Genomic DNA, 20,606 nt, shown 5'->3' with positions numbered 1-20,606 from the left:
AAGCTCGGTTCTGCATGCCGTGCGCCCTCTTTCCTGCGTGAGGCCGCAGAAGAGCAACAGCCGAGGCAAATCACAACGGCCAGGCTTCCAAGCAGCTTGAAGGTCGACGGAGTCGCACAGGCGCAGGCGTCGCGCGGCGAGGCTCTCACGATCACGCGTCGGTTAGCCGGGCCCGGATTCCGTTCCTTGCCGCATCACCATGGCGCGGCAGAGACTGGCGCTTTTGTTCTTTCAGGGCGAGCGCGTATCTATTTTGGCAACGGCTTCGCGGAATTTGTTGATCTGGAGACAGGTGATTTCATGTTCGTGCCGCCCGTGCTGCCGCACCTCGAAGCAAACATGAGCGCGACCGAAGAGCTGTGGTGGCTCGCCTGCCGGACGCCGGACGATATCGTCGTGAACCTGCCCGATGTCGATGACGCCTCACTAGACGGCTATAGCCGCGGCTAAGCAGTTCGCGCGACCCTCCCCAGCCACGTGCCCGCTAAACAAGACCGAACGTGATCTGTGCGAGTCCGAGAGAACGAGCCGTTCAGACCGAGATGGCCCGGAGGTCGCGGTTAGGCCGACGTCCTGATGTTTGGTCGTTGCGCAGAGACCTGCATCGGCACAACGACCCGTCAAGAACGGCCCAATTCGATCGGTTGCTTATCCGACGCTGACGCAACCGCAAGACATCGAAAAGTCGGACAGCTTCTAAAGAATTAACTGTGCTGGCGCACCCGACACGACTCGAACGTGTGACCTTTGCCTTCGGAGGGCAACGCTCTATGAGCAACGGGTGCGTACTGCTCGCGTAGCGTTTTGCGCAGATTTCGTTAACCGGTACAGGTGCTGCCGCGCATCGCGCGTCGAGCGTGGTCGAATTCGCCCTACACGTAGAGGTGCCGAACTTCGGCGATGCGCGCTTCTCCAGCTTTCAACGCCTCGTCAGAGGTGTGAACCGAGTAATAGCCCAGCAGCAGTTCGTGAGGATGAGGCACCGCCGAACCGAGAACGAAGGTCGCGCCTTCGGGGCCGGCCTGAAACGGGATCGCGGCATCACTTCGGTCGAATGCGATCATGTCGCCGGCCTTGTATCGGCCTTCGCCCACAATGCTGCCGTGAGACAGGCTGAGCCAGCCGACCTCATGGCCAATTGGTGTCTCGTAGACCCACGTCTCTCCCGGAGCAAGCGTGACGAGCAGATAGTTGAGGCCATTGAAGGCGCGCACGGGGCTGGTTTTGCCTTGATAGGCGCCGACGATCAGGCGCGCCGGGCCGACGGTGGGAATGCCGCTTGCCTCAACGAATTGCCACTCGGGCGCGCTCGCTTCCAGCGCGGCGGGCAGAGCCACCCAGAGCTGAAACGCCTTGAAGCGTGGCGCGCTAGCCGGTCGATATTCGCCGCCATGCCAGATGCCGCTACCGGCACGCATCCACTCGACCCCGCCATAGTCGAGCAGTCCGGTGCCCCAGTCCCCCATGTCGAAGCGGAGATTACCCTCGGTGAGGACGGTGACGGTGGCGATGCCCGAATGCGGGTGGAGGTTGTCGCTGCTCGTGATGGAGGACGGCGCGTCCACATGGTCGAGGAAGACGAACGGCTTGAGATATTGGCCAAGGTCCGAGGGGCTCATCAGGCGGGTGATCGGCCCCTGTTCGGAGCCGCGAGTCCGGCTGAAGACTTTCCGCTCGACGAGCTTGGGCATCGCGCGCGCGGTTGAAAGATTGCGTGACATTGTTTGGTCTCCTTGAAAGGCAGTGGCGTGCACGGGCTCTTGGGCGGTTTCAGCCTTGTGCTTCCCGTGCCGACTTCAGCGCGCGGGCCCACCACGCGATGTCGTCGAGCATGGCAGTGGCGGATTGTTCGAGATGGGGGAAATCGTCGAAGCTCTTGCCCTGCTGCCAGATCCCGAGAAACTCGACCATGCCGAGATAAACCGCGGAGCGCACCGGCGCCATCTGCAGTTCGACGGCAACCATGCGCAGATGCTCGATCGCGCGGGCCGCACCGACACCGCCGTAGCCGACGAATCCGATCGGCTTGCGATTGAACTCCTTGTAGGCATGGTCGAGGGCGTTCTTGAGCACGGCGCTGGCGCCGTGATTGTACTCCGGCGTCACGACGATGAACCCGTCGAGGGTGGCGAGCTTGGCCGCCCAGCGCTGTGCAGCCGGGTTCTCCGGCGGCGCATAAATCGGCGACATCTGCTCATCGAAGAACGGTAGCGGGTAGTCGCGCAGGTCGATCAGCTCAAAGTCCAGATCCAAGCGCTTGTCAGTGAGGTCGCTGAGCCATTTTGCGGGCTTCTCGCCGAAGCGTCCCTTGCGGGTCGAGCCGAGGACGATGCCGATGCGAGGCGTGGATTGCGTGGTCATGTGATGTCCAGTCGATAAAGGGAGGGAAGGGGGGAAGGACAGGCGGCCTGCTGCACAGGCCGCCACTCCGGGCGTGCATCAGCTATTGAACGTTGCGTTCGAAGGCGCCATTGCAGCCAGGCGATCACGCCGCGACCAAGTCGTGCGCAGGACCAGCGAGCCCGGCGATGAGGCCGCGAGGACGAGGAGGCCACCCGCCAGGGCAACGTTCTTCATCAGGTCGATCGGAGCGCCGATATGGACGACGACACCGGTGAGCACGCACCAGGCGGCGAGCAGAACGCCGACAATGCGGGTCTGTACGCCGATGACCAGCGCGGCGCCGCCGACGACTTCGAAGAGACCCATCAGATAGGCGAGCAGCAGCGGGGCCGGCAGGCCCATATGGCCGAGCATCCCGGCGAAGGTGGGCCCTGCGCCGATTTTCCCCGCGCCCGAAACGAGGAACAGGACCGAGAGCAGGATGCGCCCGGCGAGAAGGACGAGATTGTTGTTCATGACGTAACCCCATTGGTTGGTTGCAGTCTTGGGATAGCGCCATTGCGATTGATTGATTAGATGGGTAGATCGGATTGTACTTATCCAAAATATGAAGTAATCAGTGGTGATGGTAGATTTCAACGACATCGCCCTGTTCGTGCAGGTCGTTCGCTGCGGCAGCTTCTCGGAGGCCGGCCGGAGGCTCGGCATGCCGCCCAACACGGTGAGCAGGCGCATTCAGGCGCTGGAAGACCAACTCGGCGCGCGCCTCATGCAGCGCTCGACGCGCCGGCTGACCCTCTCGGACGCTGGTCGGGAATTCCACGACCGCTGTGCCGCAGCGATCGATGGCCTGCAGCAGGCGAGCCAGGATCTCACGGCTGGAAGCAGGGTCCCCAGCGGCTTGGTACGCGTGACCGCGCCCGCGAACTTTCTCGATTTCTACACGCCGCAACTGGCGGCGGCTTTCCTGGGAACGTATCCGCAGGTCCGCCTTGAATTCCTGCTCGACGACGCAATCGTCGACCTGATCACGGACCGCATCGATGTCGCATTTCGCGGTGGCAGTGGCGGCGGGTCCGGCTATCTCGCCCATCGCGTGCCGGTCTCGCCCACTGGGCTCTTTGCCAGCCCCGACTATCTGGAGCGCCATGGCTCACCCCAGGCGCTCGCTGAGCTCGCGAGCCACCAATGCCTGACGACCCCACGCCAATCGGATTACGCCGTCTGGCGGCTACAAGCGCCGGAGAATTCCGAAGAGCACGTCGAGGTCACCGGGACCTTCGCGGCCAACAACACACGCGCCCTCCTTCTGGCGGCTGTTGCCGGCCTTGGCATTGCATTGCTGCCCGGTGCGATTGCTGCCGCCGACGTCGCGGCCGGCCGGCTGGTCCCGATCCTGCCGCAGTACAAGCGCCGCGATCAAAGCATGTGGGTCGTCTATCCCAGCCATCGCCAAGTCTCGCCCGCCGTGAAGGCATTCGTGACCTCGGTCATCAAGCGATTTGAGGAGGAGATGGTCTTGCTCGACTGACGATCTTGCAGCCGTTTCTCGGCACTGAGTTGCCCAGTCTTGGGCGCAGCTACGCCAGGGCCGCGATCCTGAAACGCGCATCCCGTGTGGCCGTAAGACGTCGCCGGGATGCTGGGATCAAATCGCAACTTGAACTGAATATCGGTATCGGTGGTTGCGCCTCCAGGACTGGAACCTATTCTGGGATCAAATTCGGCGATAGATTGCGTACGAACGGTGGCTTTTGACGGATTACCCACGGCGAACGCCGCGAGTTAGGCTGCCGTCGGCGGGCGTCTCAACTTCATCGTATTTGCAATTGTGCGTCCACGCGAGCATGCGCGGCAACGCTTGGAGGCCGTCATGAATCTTCCACGCCGCAAATTCCTGCACCTCGCGGCGAGTGCAGCCGTGGCCTCAGCCTTCTCGCGCACCGCGGTCGCGCAGAACTATCCTATGCGGCCGATCCGGCTGGTGGTTCCTTTTCCACCTGGTGGTGCCTTCGACACTTTCGCGCGCCCCTGGGCCGAAAAGATGAAGCCTCTGCTCGGCACGGTCGTCGTTGAAAATATTGGCGGTGCCGGTGCTTCGCTCGGTGCAGCCGAAGTCGCGCGTGCGCGCCCGGACGGTTACACCGTCCTTGTCGGAGGTACGCTTACTCATCTCAACGAGGCGTTGCTCAAGAAGCGCCCGCTGTATGATCCGATCAAGGATCTGGACCCGATTGTGGGCGCGGCGAACATTTTCCTCTGCATCGCCGTGAACCCTTCAGTGCCGGTACAGACTCTTGCCGAATTCATCAGTTACGCCAAAGCCAATCCCGGGAAGCTGTCTTACGCGCATGCCGGGATCGGCTCGATCAACCATCTGACCGGCGAGCTGTTCAAGGTGCTCGCCGGGACACCCGATATCGTACAGGTCCCCTATCGAGGAATAGGGCCGGCGTTGACGGACCTTATCGGTGGCCAAGTCCAGATGATCGTGGCCGGATTCACCGCGGAGGAGATCGAATTTCATCGCTCCGGCAAAATTCGCGTTCTCGCGGTGACAAGTCCGAAGCGTCTCACCGTTGCGCCGGATATCCAGACGGCCTCCGAAGCGGGCCTCCCCGGCCTGACCGTGACCGCATCGATCGGACTGCTCGCGCCGTCCGGTACACCAACCCCGGTCATCGAGCAGATCGCGCAGGCCACCCGCGCTGCGCTCGCGGATCCCGCCTACCAGCAGTTGCTGACTGGGGAAGGTTTCGAACCCGTCCTCGACTCAAGCCCGGAAAAATTTCGCGATTCCCTTGCCGCTGACGTCGCACTCTGGGCGCCGGTGGTCAAACAGCTTGCGCTGAAGATCGATTGATTGCGGCAGCCGCTCAACTTCACGGTGCGGCGACCAGCGTGAAGTGAAATGCTGCGCCCCGCGGGACGTTCTCCGCCGCCCATATTCGCCCACCGTGTCCTTCGACGATTGAACGGCAGATCGCCAATCCCATTCCCATGCCAGCCTGCTTGGTCGTGTAAAATGGATGGAAAAGACGCTCGATGCTTTGCGGGCTTATGCCTGGTCCGGAATCCCGAACCGTGATGAGCACGTTGTTCGGTCCATTCGCCTCAGTGCCGATCTGCAACTCGCGTAAGGTCATGCCGCTCTCACCCATTGCCTGAAACGCGTTCAAGATCAGGTTAAGTATCACCTGTTGCAGCTGGGTCCGGTCTGCTTTCACAGCGGGCAAGCCTTCGGCAAATTGCGTGTGCACCGAGACGCCGCTTCTCGTAGCTTCGCTCCGCGTGAGCTCGATCACCTCGCTGATTGCACTATTGATGTGCAGCGGCTCCATCTGCGGCGGCGCGTTCTTGACGAGGTCACGGATTCGGCTGACGACATTGCCCGCCCGGTCACCGTCATTCACGATCCTAGCCAGCAGCCGGCGTACCTCCTCCAGATTCGGTGCATCACGATTCAACCAGCGCAATGCCGCTTGCGCATTGACTTTTGTAGCGGCGATCGGCTGATTGACCTCATGAGCGATTGACGCCGTGAGCTGCCCCATCGTCGCCACCCGATTCGCATGCGTGAGCTCCATTTGCGTCTCGCGATAGCGCCGTTCGCTCTCTGCCAGATCGCGGTATAGCTGGGTATTCTCAAGCGAGATCGCGGCCTGCGCAGCCAGGAGCTTCAGCACCGTGATCCGCGCTGGCGCGAAGGCCCCTGCAACCAGGTTGTTTTCGAGGTAGAGCATGCCAATGAAATTGGCCTGCGTGACCAACGACAGGCCGAGAATGGAACGGGCCTGGCGCGCACGGATGTATGGATCCTCCGAAAATGCATTCTGGGTCGCGGCATCGTCGAGAACGACGCTCTCCCGCGTGTGCTGAACGTAGTGGAGGACTGCTTCGGGCAGTGCCGCCGGGGTCACGGCAGCGTCGCACAGACGCACGATAACCGCGTCACCGTCGATGGTAGCGTCTGCCACGATCCGAGGCTCGCAGCTGCGCGAGAGGATCAGCACGCCGCGCTCGGCGCCCGCATGCTCGATCGCGGTGCGCATCACTGTCGTGAGCAGCTGCTCCTGCACGATTGTGCCTGAGACCGCTTGCGACAACTTTATCACGGTCGCGAGATCCAACTGTTCGACGGAAGTCCCGATTGTGTTTGTCGGCCCGGGCGCTATCTGTTTCTCACCCAGTCCTGGATGCAAGCGAACGAGCTGTTGAGCCTTGCCGTCGGCTCCCCAGCGCAAATAGCCGTCCAGCGCGTTTCGCAAGTAGACAGGCGCGATCTGGTCGAAGCCGCGCGCTGCATAAAAGCGCGCGGCGATTTCGCAGGCGAGCGCCTCGTTATGGACAAAGCCGCTCGCGCGGGCCGACCGGATGGCCCGCTCGTAAAGGTCCATGGCATCGAGCGCGCGCCCATCGATGCGTGCGATCTCCGCCCCGACGAGCGCGGCGCGGTTGGCGAAATTCTCGGGGCAGTTGTCAGCCAATGCCCGGAGCCGCGCGTGAAGACCAAGGATGTTGACCCGGTATTGCGCCTGCTCGACGGCGGACACCGCGTCGTAATGCGCCGCCAGGGCAAGGGCGCCGTAGAAGAGATACTCGGCTTCCTCCACGTTCGATTGCGACGTCCAGAGGAGCTGCCTTGCCTTCGATCCAGCCTCGACCGCGGCGGCCCATTCGTGCGCGAAGAAGCGCGCCTGCAATTTCCGGATCCAGTACCAGCAGGCAGCGATTTTCGACTGCGGGCCTGTCGCGAGAAAGCGTTCGGCTTCTCGCTCGTCGAATTGCGGGCTGGTCGTGAACGAGCCGAAGCGGTCTGTCCGCCCTCGGAGAGTCTTGATGAGCTGCTGCGACGGGCCGATCATGCCAGCGACCAGATCGAAGCGAGCCTTTCGGATGAAAGCCGCCGCATCCTCGCACTGTTGGTCCACGCTGTTCAGGGGCTCGCCCGCGAACAGAAGCAGCGTGATGATGGAGCTGCGGGCATAGGACGCGAAGGTGAGGTCGCCGACCTGCTCGGCGGCCTCGAAGGCGAGTTTGAGCTCGCCAAGTGAAATATTGACATGGTTATTCCACGGGCTGATCGAGTGTCCGAATGCCAGATAGACGCGTGACTTGAACCGTCCCAAGCCGGCTTTTTCCACGAGATCGACGCCAAGTTTTCCGAAGCGGAGGCCGTTCCGGTAATCGCCCAAGCCTGTCAAAAGCTGGCCGAAGCGAACGTAGGCGAGCGGCGATGCATCGCTGTTGCCATGCTCCAGGCTGATGTTGGTCATCCGACCAGCGACAAGGCGGGGCAGGTGCTCATTGGTGAATCTGGCCGGTGCCTGGAGCGACGCGAGGACCTCGAGTGTCGACAGGCAAAGCGGGTCCGTCATGATGGGCAGCGCGGCAAGATCCTCTATCGGCCGATCGCCGAGCTGCCGCCACACCCGCGTGTATTCCCGTCGAACCTCCTCGCTGGACGGGTGCGCATTCCAATCGATCCCCGTCTGGCGAAGATGCTCGAGCGACACCTCGACGGCACGATCGTTTCGACCGAGTGTCGTGTAGAGATCCAATCGCAAGCGGGCGATCGCTGCGCCGTCCGTGGAGTTCATCGCACGTCCCGACAAGGCCGAGAGCCGTTCGTCCGCGTCGGCGAGGGCGCCGGTCAGGAATTCGCATTCGGCGCGGTAGAACTCGAGATCAAAAGCGAGCCGGTAATATTGGCCCCAGGGGTCCTGCGGCAGCAGCGCGCGGCCGTCGGCGAGATAGTTCAGCGCCGACGCATAGGCCGTCGAGGCCCTCGCGCGCTTACCAGCGAGAAGGTTGAGCTTGGCCGCCTGCTCCCGCTCCTCCGGCGAATCGATCCTGGAGGCGCCCCGGTTGAGCTGGTTGACGATGTCGAAGACGGCCTCGCTGCGCCGTTCTTCGGGAATTGTCGCCGCGAGCAGTCTCCCAATTCCGAGATGGGCCTCTGCTCGCAGTGCTTCAGGCATCAGCGAGTACGCGGCTTCCTGTACCCGGTCGTGGCTGAACCGGTAGCGGCCTTCGAAGCGATCCACCAACCCCTGGTGCACCGCCTCCTGCAGTGCCGTGTCGACGTCCGCCTCTGATGTCCCGAGCGTGAGCGCCAGGAGTGGTGGCTCGGCGGCATTGCCGAGACAGGCGAGCTGCTGCAAGGCCGTCTGCGTTTCGGCCGGTAGGCGGGCGATCTTGCCCACCATGAGCTCCACCACGTTTTCGGTGTAGCCCTTGGCGCGAATGCGATCGAGGTCCCACGTCCATTGCGAGACGCCGTGGTCGAATGTGAGGAGGCGTTCATCGGCGAGCGCTCGAAGAAACTGGGTGGCGAAGAACGGATTCCCTGCCGTCTTCTCTTGCACCAGCCGGGCCAATGGTGCCGCCCGCGCCGTGTCGCAGCGCAGCGCATCAGCAACCAGCTGCCCAAGGTGCTCGTGGCTCAGCGGCGCAAGCGTGATCTCCTTGACCTTTCCGCCTTGGCTCCTGATGGCTTCGAGTTTGCGAATGAGCGGATGCGTGGCATCGGCCTCGTTGTCCCGATAGGCCCCGATCAGCAGCAGATGCGGTAGATCCGAGTGGGTCAGCAAATCGTCGAGCAGGTCGAGTGTCGCCGGATCGAGCCATTGCAAGTCGTCGAGGAAGAGTACGAGGGGATGTTCCGGCCGCGCGAACACGCTGACGAACCGCTGGAACACCATCTGAAAGCGCCGCTGTGCGTCCCGAGGTGCGAGTTCGGGGACCTGCGGTTGTTCGCCGATGACAAGTGTCAGTTCGGAGACGAGGTCGACCATGAGCCGTCCGTTCGAACCGAGCGCCTCCAATAGCGAGTCGCGTCGCAAGCCCAGCTCGATATCACCCCGGCTTAGCAGCGGCCGGACGATGCCTTGAAGAGCCTGGCCGAGCGTCGCATAGGGGATGTCGCGCTTGTACTGATCGAACTTGCCCGAGGCGAACAGTCCGCGCGGCGGTACCAGCGCCTTGTGCAGCTCATGGACCACCGAGGACTTGCCGATGCCGGAATATCCCGAGACCAGCACGAGCTCCGGTCCGCCGCCTTTGACGACACGCTCGAGGGCGGCGCGCAGAGCCTCGACCTCGCGCTCCCTGCCATAGAGCGTCCCGGGCATCAGCAATCGGTCGGGCGTGTCATCTTTCCCCAACTGGAATTCGTCGATCGCGCCGCGCGATTCCCACTCAGCGAGGCAGCGCCGCAAATCGCGCTCCAAGCCAGCGGCGGTCTGGTAGCGATCCTCGGCTGTCTTGGCGAGCAGCTTGAGGATCATCGCCGATACCGGGCACGGCACATCTCCGCGCCGCTTGGATGGCGGCACTGGCTTCCGGGCGGTATGGCAGTGGATCCATTCGACGGGATCAGCGGCGGCAAACGGCAAGGAGCCGGTGAGCATCTGGTAGAAGGTGACGCCGAGCGCGTAAAGGTCGCTGCGCGAGTCAATCGAACGATTCATTCGTCCGGTCTGCTCGGGCGCCATGTAGGCTAGTGTGCCGGCGAGCGTCTCTGGAGGGCCGGCTACCTGTCGTTCGCGGGAGAGGCGTGAGGCAATACCAAAGCCGGTGAGCCTCACGTCGCCCGCTGTGGCATTGACCAGTATGTTGGCCGGCTTGATGTCCTTGTGGACAAGGCCGCGCTCATGGAGTTTGCCTAGAGCCGTGGCAATGCCGATGGCCAGGCACAGGAAGCCTCCCACATCCATTGGTGCGCCTAGGAGCCGATGAAGCGGCTCGCCGCCCGTATCATCGAGCATCAGCACGGGCCGGGCGCCGTCGTTCGTGAACCCGAGCGGTTGCACGGCCCACGTCCTATCCAGCTCATCCCTCAAGGCGTATTCGTGAGCAAGGCGATCAATGCTCGAGCGCGCCGGGTGCTCGGCGGCGGGCATCACGATCAGTACGGCGCTCTTGTTGCCGTCGTCGCCGCTGCGCCAGGCTCGGCAGAAGACGCGTTCCCCGTCCTCCCACAAAACCTGAGAGGTGCCATCCGGATTGCCGTTCAGCAGGTCGGGCATTTGAACAGCATCGGTTTCGTCATGGCGCATCTTAGCGCACCAAAATCAAATTCAGACACCGCTAAATTCAAACCCTGAACCACGAGCCAAATATGTACCGCTTGTGGTTAGAACAAAGAATGAACAATGTTCATCCCTCAGGATGCGGGCAAGCGCGCACCATACGGATGGGCGCCGGCGTGACCTTTGCTCGGAGCGTTTAGAACTGATCCAAAAACGGGGGGCGCTGGACGAAGGGGGCCGCTTAGACCGCCGGCAAGCTCGAGCAAAGCAGCGCGAAACTCGCCGCCGTCAGCGTCGGGACTCGTTCGATTGCAGCGGGGGCCTCCCTTCGTCAGACAATTACCCGAGATTGATCCAGCTAGAAGAGTGCCGCGATCACTCGCTTGACGAGCGCGGCGCAGCCGATTCCAAGCGCTATTTCCGTAAATCGTGCCAGGATCAGCGGGTAGGCGCCGGCGGGATTCAGGGCCGCGGGAATGCCAACGATCGCGAGCGTATAACCGGCCAGTTGAATGCCATATGACGCAAAATTGCGGGTTGCCCGCGCCGTGAAGTTGCACACGCCGATCCACACCGCGAGCGAGGCGAGAAAAAGTCCGCCATACTGGGAAAGAGCGAACACCAACGCGACGGTGATCAACACGCCGCCGATGGTGCCGAGCCTTCGGTAGAAGCTCTTGGCGAGGACGAGGCCGCTGTCGGGTTGAGAGACGATGTACACCGTCAGCAGCGACCATCTGGGATCGTCCAGGCCAAGCCAGAACGCGATGAACAGCGCAAGCAAAGCCGCGCCAAAGGTCTTTAGCGAGAAGATGACAGCGCCGAGGAGTTCACCATTGACGACGGTCGCGACATCCCAGTCGAAGTGATGCGATGGCTCGTGAGGCGAATCGGTGTAGGTCACATTCGTCTCCATCGCCGTGTTGGACGGCGGCCTCACCTGTGAATATCTCAAGAGGCGGCTCCTACGCGGAGCCTGAATGTGACTATGTCAGAGCTGCGGTTCTGGCCTCGTGAACGATCTTGCTGTCGCTGGAACGGGTTTGCGGCTTTGCCCACGTTTCCTCAAGGGTTCACCTCACGACCGATGGGCAACGCAAATTGGAAGACAGCCCCGTGCGGCGCGTTTGGCTCAAGCCAGATCCGGCCTCGATGCGCGCCGATGATCGAACGGCAAATCGAAAGCCCCATCCCCATGCCGGTCGCCTTTGTTGTGAAGAAAGAGTCGAAGACCCTGTCAATCTTCGCTGCCTCTACGCCAGCGCCGGTATCGGCGACGGCGATATGGACTCCCTCCTCGGGCAATAGCCTCGAGGTAACGGTAAGGCAACGGGAAGCTTCGACGGCGCTCATTGCCTCGATCCCGTTCATGACCAGGTTGAGAATCACCTGCATCAATTGCACACGGTCGCCGTAGATCGGCGGCACCTCGGCCGAGAGGTCGGTGACAACCTTCACATTGTGCTTGTGCAGTTCGGTCCGGGCGAGGGCGAGCACTTCCCGCACCACGTCATTGATGTCGAACAATACACGCTTTGGACCTGATTTCGTTACCATCGCGCGAAGGCTTCGGATGACGTCTCCGGCACGCCGCGCGTCCCGATCGATCAATTCAAGTGCCTTGCGGGCTTCCTCAAGGTCGGGGGTAGCGCGGCCGAGCCAGTTCAGGCCGGTGCGGCTCTGGACGGCGACCGCCGTCAGAGGCTGATTGATCTCATGAGCGATGGATGCAACGAGCTCGCCGACGGTCGTAAGTCGCGTCACGCGCGTGAGCTCTGTCTGGGCTTCCCGCAGCGCCTCCTCGGCTTTCTGGCGCTCGCGGTTCTCGCTCACCAGATGGGCGTACAGACGCGCATTTTCGAGCGAAATCGCGATCTGCGATGAAAGCAGCTTCAACACGCTGATCCTAGACGGAGTGAACACGTGAGAAACCAGGCTGTTCTCGAGATAAAGAATTCCGATGAGATCGCCCTGCTTCACAAGGGGAAGGCAAAGTACCGAGCGTGTGCTCTTGAGGCGCAAATACTTGTCGGCCGAGAACATCGTCTTGGTCCGTGCGTCGTCGAGGATAACCGGCTGTTGCGTCCGCCGGACCTGCGCCAGGATCGACGTCGGCAGATCAGGCGCAGGAGCGTCCTCTCCGATCAGGCTGACGTTGACGGTCTCAGCCGTGCTCTTCGCCTCGGCTTCCACCCGCAGTTGGTCTTCGCGCGGAAGGACCAGGAGGCCGCGGTCGGCGCCGGCGTGCTCTATCGCAATCGTCATCAGCGTCTCGATCAGCCTGTCGAGCAAGAGCTCCCCCGTAACCGCTTGCGACATGCGGACGACAGTCGCTAGGTCGAGGTGTTCAAGCGACGTTTCGACGGTCGGGAGATGAGCCTGGGAGACCCGTGGCGTGACTTCAGGATGACGTAGGTCGAGCAGGGCAACCTTTGCCAGCGCGCCCCAACGGCGGTAATAGTCACGCGCCTCGGAACGGTAGCTTTGGGCCGTCCTGTCGAGGCCGCGACTGGCGAAGAAGTCGGCGGCGAGCTCGGCACCGAGAGCCGCCTCCTGGACGAACCCCTTCTCCAAGGCGGATTGGACAGCCTGCTCATAGAGGCGCATGGCGTCCAGATCTCGGCCTTCCACGCCCGCCAGCTCCGCAGTGGCTAGGTCGAGCTTGTGTGCGTAGGTGTGGGGGGCGGTTTCGGCGAGCGTTCGGAGCGAGGCGAGACTGTCTTCAAGGTCCTGCGGAAGCCCGCCCGATACGGACGCCAGCGCGGATCGCATCACGTCCAGAAGCGCCAGTGCATGGTAGAATCGAAACGTCCCGAACTGGATTTGGCGCTTTGCCGACCACAGGATCGGTTTGGCCTTATCCGCCGCATCGATGGCGCCCGCAGCATCTCCCATCAGGTAGCGGAGCTGAAGCTGTTGAATCCAGTAGAAGGACTGCACGATCGGAAGGCGGCTTCGCAACAGCGTCGCTTCGTCGCTGACGAGCTCTTCGTTCGAGGTGTCGCCTCTTAGCATCGCGATGAAATGCTGGGTCGCCAGCAGGCTGTCGATGATATGCGCGTATCCTTTCTTGCGAACGAACAGCAGCGAGTTGATCGTCTCGTGCCAAACCACGTCGAGAGCCTCGCCGCGAGCCAGCATGTTGGTGACGCGGTGTTCGGCGCTGATGCAGGAAACCGTGAGGTCGCCGGTTTCCCGCGCGGCTTTGTCCGCCGCGTCGAGGTACGCCAGGGCTTCTTCGATGGGACGGGTCCAGAGAGACGCCATCTGCAGAAAGATGAAGGTCGCGGGATGGTGCATGAAGCCGTGGCGTTCGGCGACCGCGGCGCCAAGGCGGGCGAACCGCTCGCCATCCCCGAAGCGGCCGAATGCAGGGCCGAGAATGATGCCGGCGCCTCCGTATCCCACGATGCAGGATGGGCTGTGTCCGAACTCGATTGCGAGTTTGATCATCCGGAAGGCGAACATGCCGTAGAGATGTTCGTCGACGAAATAGGCGGATTGGCCGAGTGCCCGCAGCACGATGCTGAGCGCGCGGATCTCCGGATTCTCCATCAGCGGAAGCTCCAGCAGGCTCTCGATCGACCGGGACCCCATCCTCTGCTGCAGATCGTCGTACTCCGCGCGGACGTCCTCGGCGGTGGGACGCTCGGGATACGTCATGCCGAACATTTCCAGGCACTCGAGCGCCGTCCGGACGGCCAGCGACATGTTGCCATGAAGGAGCTGCAGCGTAATGCGGAGCCGATAGGCCTCGGTACGATCGACCCTGGAGCGGGCCTTCGACAGCAGCAATTCGATCAGCTCGCCGGCGAGCGACAAATTCGTACGTTGCATCTCGCATTCGACGCGTTCGAGCAGCAGCTTGAACGCCATGTCGTAGCTCTGCTCCCAGACCTGGTCGCCCAGGATTCCGAGACCGAACGCGAAGTAGCTGCAAGCAGATGCGTACGCGGTAGAGGCCTTGGCCCGCAACCCGGCCTGAAGATTGAGGCGGGCTATCCGCGCCTGCTCATCGGGATCGGCGGCAGCCAGGATCCCGAGATTGAGCTGATTGACGATATCGAAGATCTTCTCGGCGACCTCCTCATCTTTCAGCTCAGCCATGAGCCGCTGTCCCACCCCGAGATGCAAGGCTGGACGCATGCTGTCGCTGATCAGGGCATAGGCTGCTTCCTGTACGCGGTCGTGAAGGAAGCGATAGTGCTCTCCGCGCGACACGATGATGTCGGACTGGACAGCCGCGCGCAGGCTTTCGTGGATCTCGGCTTGCGCCAAGCCGATCACGAGCTCAAGCGTGTCGATGTGGGCCTGGCTGCCCAGGCAGGCGAGCAGCTTCAGGATGTCCTGCGCGGCCGATGGCAGGCGTTTCAGCCGTCCTATCATCAGATCGACAAGGTTGTCGGTAAACCCCTTGGCGTCGATTCCTCCGAGATCCCAGGTCCACTCGCGCATCATCGGGTCGAGATGGAGAAGGCCTTCTTCGGAAAGGTTGGTCAGGAACTGGACTGCGAAGAACGGATTGCCGCCCGTCTTGCGATAGATGAGCTTGGCAAGGCGTCGCGCGCGGATCCGCGGGCAGCGCAAGGTGTCGGCGACGAGCTGGCCAACGTCGGTGAGCGAGATCGGGGCTAGCGCAATTTCCTTGACCGGCGTTCCGGCTTTCCGAACCGAGGCCACCATGCGCAGCAGCATATGCTCGGCGCCGACCTCGTTGTCCCGGTAGGCCCCGATGAGCAACAGGTGCCCGAGGTCGGGATGGGTCGCAAGCTGCTCGATCAGCGCGAGGGTGGCGGGGTCGAGCCACTGGAGGTCATCGATGAAGATCAACAGGGGATGTTCAGGGCGTGCGAACACGCTGACGAATCCCTGGAACACCGACTCGAAGCGGAGCTGCGCGTCGGACGCCGCGACGGCGGTCACGTCCGGCTGCGGACCGATCAGCCGGGTAAGTTCAGGCATCAAGTCCGTAAGCAAGCGGCCGTTGGTCCCGACCGCTTCGAGGATGGCGTTTCGCCAGTGCGCGACGTCGCTTGCCTTTCCGTTCAGGATTTGGCGGATCAGGGTTTGAAAAGCCTCAGCCACCGTCGCGTAGGGGACGTCGCGGCTTCGTTGATCGAACTTCCCGGAGATGAAGATGCCGCGCGGCAGGACGATGACCTTGTGCAGCTCGTTGACCACCGACGATTTGCCGATACCGGAATAGCCCGACACCAGGACGAGCTGCGTCGCTCCGCCGGTGGCGACCTGGTCGAAGGCGTTGAGCAGGGTCGCTACCTGGCTTTCGCGTCCATACAGCCGCTCGGGAATCAGGAGGCGGTCCGGCGCATCCACGGCGGCCAGCGGGAACGGCGCGATCCGGCCGGTTGCCTCCAGTGCGGCAAGGCACGTTCGCAGGTCGGTCTCGAGGCCAAGCGCGGTCTGGTATCGATCCTCCGCTGCTTTGGCGAGCAGCTTCATCACGATCAATGAAATTTGCGCGGGCGCGCGGCTTGGCGGCGTGGGCTCACGCGCGATGTGGCAATGGATCAGCTCGATCGGATCGGAGGTCGTGAAGGGAAGGGTGCCCGTCAATAGCTCATAGAACGTAATACCGAGCGCGTAGAGGTCGCTGCGGGAGTCGGTCGCCCGGTTCATGCGGCCGGTCTGCTCGGGTGCCATGTAGGCGAGAGTCCCCGAGATGATGTCTGGTGGCTCGGGCGTCTGGTGCTCTCGGGCCAGACGGGATGCAATTCCGAACCCCGTCAACCAGGCCCGGTGACCGGATGGATCAACCAGGATGTTCGCGGGCTTGATATCCCTGTGGATGAGACCCCGCTCGTGGACTTGGCGTACCGCTTCAATGACGCCTATGGCAATCTGAAGGAAACGTGTCGTGTCCAGCGGCTGGCCGATCCATTGCTCCAGGAGCTCGCCACCGGGGTCCTGAAGGGCAAGGGCGGGCCGCTCCTGATACCGGGTGAGCGCGATGGGGCGCGCGGCCCAGGCTGCATCCAGCTCGGCCTGCAGCGCAAGCTCATGCTCCATGCGCTTGCTCGCATGGGCCGCTTCGTGGCCGGGGACGGCGAGCAGGATGCGGTCGCCCGGTTCGCGCTCGAGCCGGCAGAGCGCGTAGTCACCCCGCCTCAGCACATTGCGGGTGTGACCTGCGAGATCCGCTTCAGCTACTCGCATTCTGTCTGCTTGCCCTGCAACTTGCACCGACAATGGCCCGCGAGGTTTGTTGATCAGCCGCAGCGGTTGTTCCGATCCTTACGGCGGTAGAGAGGGGCAAGCCTTGTACAAAGTTGTCGTCGATGGTCTGAATTGATCAGAAAAGCCAATGCCGACATGGGCCTAGCGGGCTGCTGGAACGGAGGGGGCCTCCGGGTCTTCGCCAGTTTTCACGATTTGACGACGGCTGGCTGCGGTCAGGAACCGGGACCATCACGGCCTTCGAACAGGATCCTTTGTGCGGCGCCCTCTAGATCATCGTATTGACCGTTCCGCAGCGTCCACATGAAGGATGCGAGCCCCGCCAGCCCGAGGCCGATTGGGCTCGTGCGCGTTTATCTGCTTCGTCCGGTTGCGGCGCAGGTCGAACGTTACGGCGTGAAGGTCAGTTCAAAACTGCACGTGATCCGAGGCCGCCGCCACCTGGCGCGCGTCGCCCTTCCGTTCCCTCGATCATGAGGCTCGAAATCGTACCATAGACCGCAATCCAAGCGTCGCGGACATCCGTGGTAAAATCCTCGCCGAGAAATTCTTCAAGTGTCAGAAGCAGGGCATTTGCGACCTTGCTGTAGTCGGCGAGGGTGGCTTGATACGCGTCATGGCGTCTTCCGAGCGCGCGCAACCCGCCCGAGATTTCAGGCGTTCGATTGAGCCCCTTGACCAGTGAGCTCAGCATCGACGTCAGCATCCTCGTTTGGACGTTGATGTCGTCAGCAAAGAGGGGACGGAGCTCGGGATAATGATCGAAGAGGATCGCGTAGAACCGATTGCCGAACGCGATCAGGCGCGTCGCGATCTGGTTGAACGACGACTGCACCAGGAGAACTGGATCGGGCTTTGAGAATCCGTCGCAGCGGCACAGCTCTGCCACCTCTGACTTGCCCCTGAGTTGCAGCCTTGTCGCAGGTCCCAGGCGCAGCGCGCCGGGTAAATGCGTGACAACGCTATCGCTGAGCAAGATGGGCGCATCGAGCTCCTTTGTCATGCGCTCGATGCGGCTCGCGGTATTGACCGTGTTTCCGATAACGGTGATCTGCCGTTTTCCGGGATGGCCGACCCGACCAAGGATGACAGGCCCAAAATGAACTCCGACACCGATACGCAGCGAAATATTGAGATCGCGCTCGAAAACCGGCGAGAGCCGCCTTGCGGCGTCCTGCATCCCAATCGCCGCACGTACTGCGTTGCGGCAGGCAACCTCAGGCGATTCGCCGCGAATCCCGAAGACCGCCAGAATGCCGTCGCCAATGTACTTGTCGACCAGGCCATTGTTGTTGAGCACGACTTCGGCCGCGGCGGCGAAGTGTCCGTTCAGGTAGTACACGACATCGTAAGGCAGGCTCTTCTCGGTCTGACCGGTGAAGTTTCGGATGTCGCAAAACAGGACGGCGACCTCGAGCTCACGCTCTTCCACGCCGGAAACCGCGTTGCGTTCCTCGAGGTCGAGCACAATAACGTCCTGCGGGCTCTGCAGCAGCCGGCGGGCGACGACGTTGCCGTGAACCTTCGCCTGGCAGGCGAGCCGCGTAAATTCGTCCCAGCCTCGCTCGGACGCTACTCGTTCTTCGAGATGCGTACGGGCGGAGACATGCGAAAGGCCATCCAGAATCTGGACGCGGCACGTAGTGCACCGCGCGAGCGCGCCGCACTGGTGGTGGTGTGGAATCCGGTTTTTGATCGAGGCGTCGAGAAGGGTCTGCCCGTCAGCCGCCTCGATCGCAACTTCGTGGAAGTAGGTTACCTTGTGCACCATGACGATCTCCGAATGGCTCATCAGCCACAGCGAAGAGGACGCTTGGCATTTCCTGGCGAAGTCCGATATTTCACCCCGAAGCCGCCGGTGAGCTGAATCCACTTATTGACGATGTAGAGGCAGCAAATTTCCACAGCTACCGCCTCTATCAGAAAACAAATCGGGTCCATGTCCCTGCGCCCTTTGATGGAGGGTGGTTATCGACCGTCGGCGCGACTTACACCGCGCGTTCGTTCACTTTTGGAATGGCGCCGGCTGCGCTCAGGTCATCGATTTCCGATACGCCAAATCCGAGTTCCCGGAGAACCTCCTCGTTGTGTTCTCCGATTTTCGGGGCGCGTCTGGCCGTCACTTTGGTCACTCCGTGCACCTGAATCGGGCTCGAGATCGTCGAGGTCAGCTTGCCGCCGGCGCCTTCGAGGGGAACGATGATGTCGTTCGCCCGAAGTTGTGCATCGTTGATCACCTCCTGCGGCCCGCGCACCGCGCCGAACGTCACATGCACGCCGCTGAACACCTCGTACCAATGCGCCATCGGCTGCGAGCCGAAGACGTCGTCCAGGATCGCCGTTAGCGCCTCCATGTTCGCCATCAGCTTCGCGGGATCAGAGAAGCGCGGATCGGTGTGAAGGTCAGGGCGGCCAATGGCTTTCGCCACGGCTTCCAGCTTGTCGGGCGTCACAATGAGGACAAACCATGTGTTGTCCTTTGCGCGATAGACATTCATCGCGGCATTGGCAGGATGCTTGCGGTCGTGCAGCCCGAAGAATTTCGCCTCGCACAGCGCGGCCTGGATCGAGACGCTCGCGGACCAGACGCCTTCGGCGAGCAGGGATGTCGTGACATGCGCGCCTTTGCCGGTGCGCTCGCGGCGATAGAGCGCGGTCACGATCGCCGAATAGAGCCCGACGGCGGTGGCGTTGTCGCCGCTGCCTGCCACCGGCCAGGTCGGCGGCGCGCCGGCATCGCGCGTCAGCGACAGCAGGCCGCTGCGCGCCCAGTATGAGGTGATATCGAAGCCCGGGAGATTGGCATCGGGCCCCTTGTCGCCGAAGCCCGTGATGTCCGCGTAGATGAGGCGCGGGTTCCAGCGCACGACGTCGTCGTACTCGAGCTTCAATCGTGCACGAGCGGGATGTGGCGTATTGACGACGAGCACGTCTGCCCATTTGACCAGCTTTTCGAGAACCTGCTGGGCGCTCGGCGATTTCAGGTCAAGCGCGATCCCGCGCTTGTTGCGGTTGGCGAGATGCCAGGGATAGGCATCGTCGGCGACGGGCTGCGGAGGCAGCTTGTTGGCGTGCCGCCACAGCTCACCGCTTGGCGGCTCGACCTTGATGACGTCGGCACCGAAGTCGGAGAGGATCACTGCGGCGCTGGGGCCCGCGATGAAGCTCGCGAGGTCCACCACTTTCAATCCTGAGAAGATATTGTCGGTCGTCATCCGTGTTCTCCGTGGTTTTGAACTTCGTGCACAGGCGGATCGAAATCACCTAACAGGTGCGCAAGAGGCGCGTGAGTTACTAGCGCTTTCACCGGCCTTGGCCGTATCTGACGTTCACCGCCCATGAAATTGCGGGGCGCGCTTCTCAAGGAAGGCGGACGTGCCTTCCTTCTTGTCTTCCGTCGCTGCGCAGATGCCGAAGTAGGAGGCTTCGAGTGCGAAGCCTTCGATTTGACTGGTGTCCATGCCCTTATTGACCGCTTCCAGTGAGAACTTCACGGCGATCGGCGCGTTGGCGGAGATCTGCTTCAGGATCGTCTCGGCGCGTGCAATGACATTGGCTGCGGGGACAACCTCGTTGACGAGGCCGATGCGATAGGCCTCCTGCGCGGAAATCGTCTCGCCGGTGAGAATGAGCTGCAGCGCCCGGCCCTTGCCGACCAGACGCGGCAGACGCTGCGTGCCGCCGCCGCCGGGCAAGAGACCCAGCTTCACCTCCGGTTGGCCGAACTTGGCGTGCTCGGCGGCGATCCGGATGGTGCAGGCCATTGCGGTTTCGCAGCCGCCGCCAAGGGCGAAGCCGTTGATTGCGGCAATCACCGGCTTGCCGAGATTTTCGATCAGGTTGAGCACGTCCTGGCCGAAGCGGCTGGACTCCTGGGCATCGAAGGCCTCGACATGAGCGAGCTCGCTGATGTCGGCGCCGGCAATGAAGGCCTTGTCGCCGCTGCCTGTCAAAATCGCGCCGTGTACCGCGACGTCGGCCTTGGCGTCCTCGAACGCCGCCTTCAAATCCCTCCAGGTCGGCGTGTTGAGTGCG

Annotated in this window: 13 protein-coding genes and 1 tRNA gene; 3 read left to right on the top strand and 11 right to left on the bottom strand. The window is 62.4% G+C overall.

Features of this window, described 5'->3' with window-relative positions:
• Window positions 1-96 precede the first annotated feature (96 nt).
• Window positions 97-450: a cupin domain-containing protein gene (locus FNJ47_RS02245; protein WP_235999323.1), complete on the top strand. Its 354-nt coding sequence runs from the start codon at window positions 97-99 to the stop codon at window positions 448-450.
• Between the two features lie 264 nt (window positions 451-714).
• On the opposite strand, the gene FNJ47_RS02240 is transcribed toward FNJ47_RS02245, so the two are convergent.
• The 4 genes from FNJ47_RS02240 to FNJ47_RS02225 all read right to left on the bottom strand — a co-directional run bounded on the left by FNJ47_RS02240 (window position 715) and on the right by FNJ47_RS02225 (window position 2,859).
• Window positions 715-785: transfer RNA gene (locus FNJ47_RS02240), tRNA-Arg, on the bottom strand.
• 87 nt (window positions 786-872) lie between these two features.
• Window positions 873-1,721 carry a pirin family protein gene (locus FNJ47_RS02235; RefSeq protein ID WP_163150177.1) on the bottom strand — a complete coding sequence of 283 codons (849 nt, stop codon included), beginning with the start codon at window positions 1,719-1,721 and terminating at the stop codon, window positions 873-875.
• Between the two features lie 49 nt (window positions 1,722-1,770).
• A complete protein-coding gene (locus FNJ47_RS02230) occupies window positions 1,771-2,361 on the bottom strand; it encodes an NADPH-dependent FMN reductase (protein ID WP_163150338.1) in 591 nt (196 codons plus the stop codon).
• Window positions 2,362-2,439: 78 nt separating this feature from the next.
• Window positions 2,440-2,859 carry a DoxX family protein gene (locus FNJ47_RS02225; RefSeq protein WP_163150174.1) on the bottom strand — a complete coding sequence of 140 codons (420 nt, stop codon included), beginning with the start codon at window positions 2,857-2,859 and terminating at the stop codon, window positions 2,440-2,442.
• A gap of 109 nt (window positions 2,860-2,968) precedes the next feature.
• Between FNJ47_RS02225 and FNJ47_RS02220 the strand changes: the two genes are divergently transcribed.
• Together FNJ47_RS02220 and FNJ47_RS02215 are read left to right on the top strand one after the other, a co-directional pair.
• Window positions 2,969-3,874, top strand: coding sequence for a LysR family transcriptional regulator (locus FNJ47_RS02220; protein WP_163150335.1), 906 nt, complete (start codon window positions 2,969-2,971; stop codon window positions 3,872-3,874).
• 342 nt (window positions 3,875-4,216) lie between these two features.
• Window positions 4,217-5,206 carry a Bug family tripartite tricarboxylate transporter substrate binding protein gene (locus FNJ47_RS02215; RefSeq protein WP_163150171.1) on the top strand — a complete coding sequence of 330 codons (990 nt, stop codon included), beginning with the start codon at window positions 4,217-4,219 and terminating at the stop codon, window positions 5,204-5,206.
• 19 nt (window positions 5,207-5,225) lie between these two features.
• On the opposite strand, the gene FNJ47_RS02210 is transcribed toward FNJ47_RS02215, so the two are convergent.
• The 7 genes from FNJ47_RS02210 to FNJ47_RS02180 all read right to left on the bottom strand — a co-directional run.
• Window positions 5,226-10,373, bottom strand: coding sequence for a trifunctional serine/threonine-protein kinase/ATP-binding protein/sensor histidine kinase (locus tag FNJ47_RS02210; protein WP_163150333.1), 5,148 nt, complete (start codon window positions 10,371-10,373; stop codon window positions 5,226-5,228).
• Window positions 10,374-10,734: 361 nt separating this feature from the next.
• The gene (locus FNJ47_RS02205; RefSeq protein ID WP_163150168.1) at window positions 10,735-11,280 is read right to left on the bottom strand and encodes an FUSC family protein; all 546 of its coding nucleotides are present in this window, start codon (window positions 11,278-11,280) and stop codon (window positions 10,735-10,737) included.
• A gap of 161 nt (window positions 11,281-11,441) precedes the next feature.
• Window positions 11,442-16,550: a trifunctional serine/threonine-protein kinase/ATP-binding protein/sensor histidine kinase gene (locus FNJ47_RS02200; protein WP_163150165.1), complete on the bottom strand. Its 5,109-nt coding sequence runs from the start codon at window positions 16,548-16,550 to the stop codon at window positions 11,442-11,444.
• Between the two features lie 236 nt (window positions 16,551-16,786).
• Window positions 16,787-16,909, bottom strand: a complete 123-nt coding sequence (ccoS, locus tag FNJ47_RS02195; protein ID WP_163150331.1) for a cbb3-type cytochrome oxidase assembly protein CcoS — start codon at window positions 16,907-16,909, stop codon at window positions 16,787-16,789.
• Between the two features lie 65 nt (window positions 16,910-16,974).
• The gene (locus tag FNJ47_RS02190) at window positions 16,975-18,342 is read right to left on the bottom strand and encodes an adenylate/guanylate cyclase domain-containing protein (protein ID WP_163150162.1); all 1,368 of its coding nucleotides are present in this window, start codon (window positions 18,340-18,342) and stop codon (window positions 16,975-16,977) included.
• A gap of 217 nt (window positions 18,343-18,559) precedes the next feature.
• Window positions 18,560-19,786, bottom strand: a complete 1,227-nt coding sequence (locus tag FNJ47_RS02185; protein ID WP_163150159.1) for a CaiB/BaiF CoA transferase family protein — start codon at window positions 19,784-19,786, stop codon at window positions 18,560-18,562.
• 114 nt (window positions 19,787-19,900) lie between these two features.
• Window positions 19,901-20,606 (bottom strand): enoyl-CoA hydratase-related protein (locus tag FNJ47_RS02180; RefSeq protein WP_163150157.1); only part of this gene is annotated, 706 nt, incomplete at its 5' end.

The organism is Bradyrhizobium uaiense, assembly GCF_010811875.1.
In the GTDB taxonomy this organism is placed as follows: domain Bacteria; phylum Pseudomonadota; class Alphaproteobacteria; order Rhizobiales; family Xanthobacteraceae; genus Bradyrhizobium; species Bradyrhizobium uaiense.
Note: the sequence above shows the minus strand (reverse complement) of the source record. Positions and strands in the feature narration are given on the sequence as shown.

Bases quoted from the DNA above. Each gene is read 5' to 3' on its own strand.
- FNJ47_RS02235 (WP_163150177.1), bottom strand. From the start codon at position 1,721: ATGTCACGCAATCTTTCAACCGCGCGCGCGATGCCCAAGCTCGTCGAG.
- FNJ47_RS02230 (WP_163150338.1), bottom strand. From the start codon at position 2,361: ATGACCACGCAATCCACGCCTCGCATCGGCATCGTCCTCGGCTCGACC.
- FNJ47_RS02225 (WP_163150174.1), bottom strand. From the start codon at position 2,859: ATGAACAACAATCTCGTCCTTCTCGCCGGGCGCATCCTGCTCTCGGTC.
- FNJ47_RS02220 (WP_163150335.1), top strand. From the start codon at position 2,969: ATGGTAGATTTCAACGACATCGCCCTGTTCGTGCAGGTCGTTCGCTGC.
- FNJ47_RS02215 (WP_163150171.1), top strand. From the start codon at position 4,217: ATGAATCTTCCACGCCGCAAATTCCTGCACCTCGCGGCGAGTGCAGCC.
- FNJ47_RS02210 (WP_163150333.1), bottom strand. From the start codon at position 10,373: ATGCCCGACCTGCTGAACGGCAATCCGGATGGCACCTCTCAGGTTTTG.
- FNJ47_RS02200 (WP_163150165.1), bottom strand. From the start codon at position 16,550: ATGCGAGTAGCTGAAGCGGATCTCGCAGGTCACACCCGCAATGTGCTG.
- FNJ47_RS02190 (WP_163150162.1), bottom strand. From the start codon at position 18,342: ATGGTGCACAAGGTAACCTACTTCCACGAAGTTGCGATCGAGGCGGCT.
- FNJ47_RS02185 (WP_163150159.1), bottom strand. From the start codon at position 19,786: ATGACGACCGACAATATCTTCTCAGGATTGAAAGTGGTGGACCTCGCG.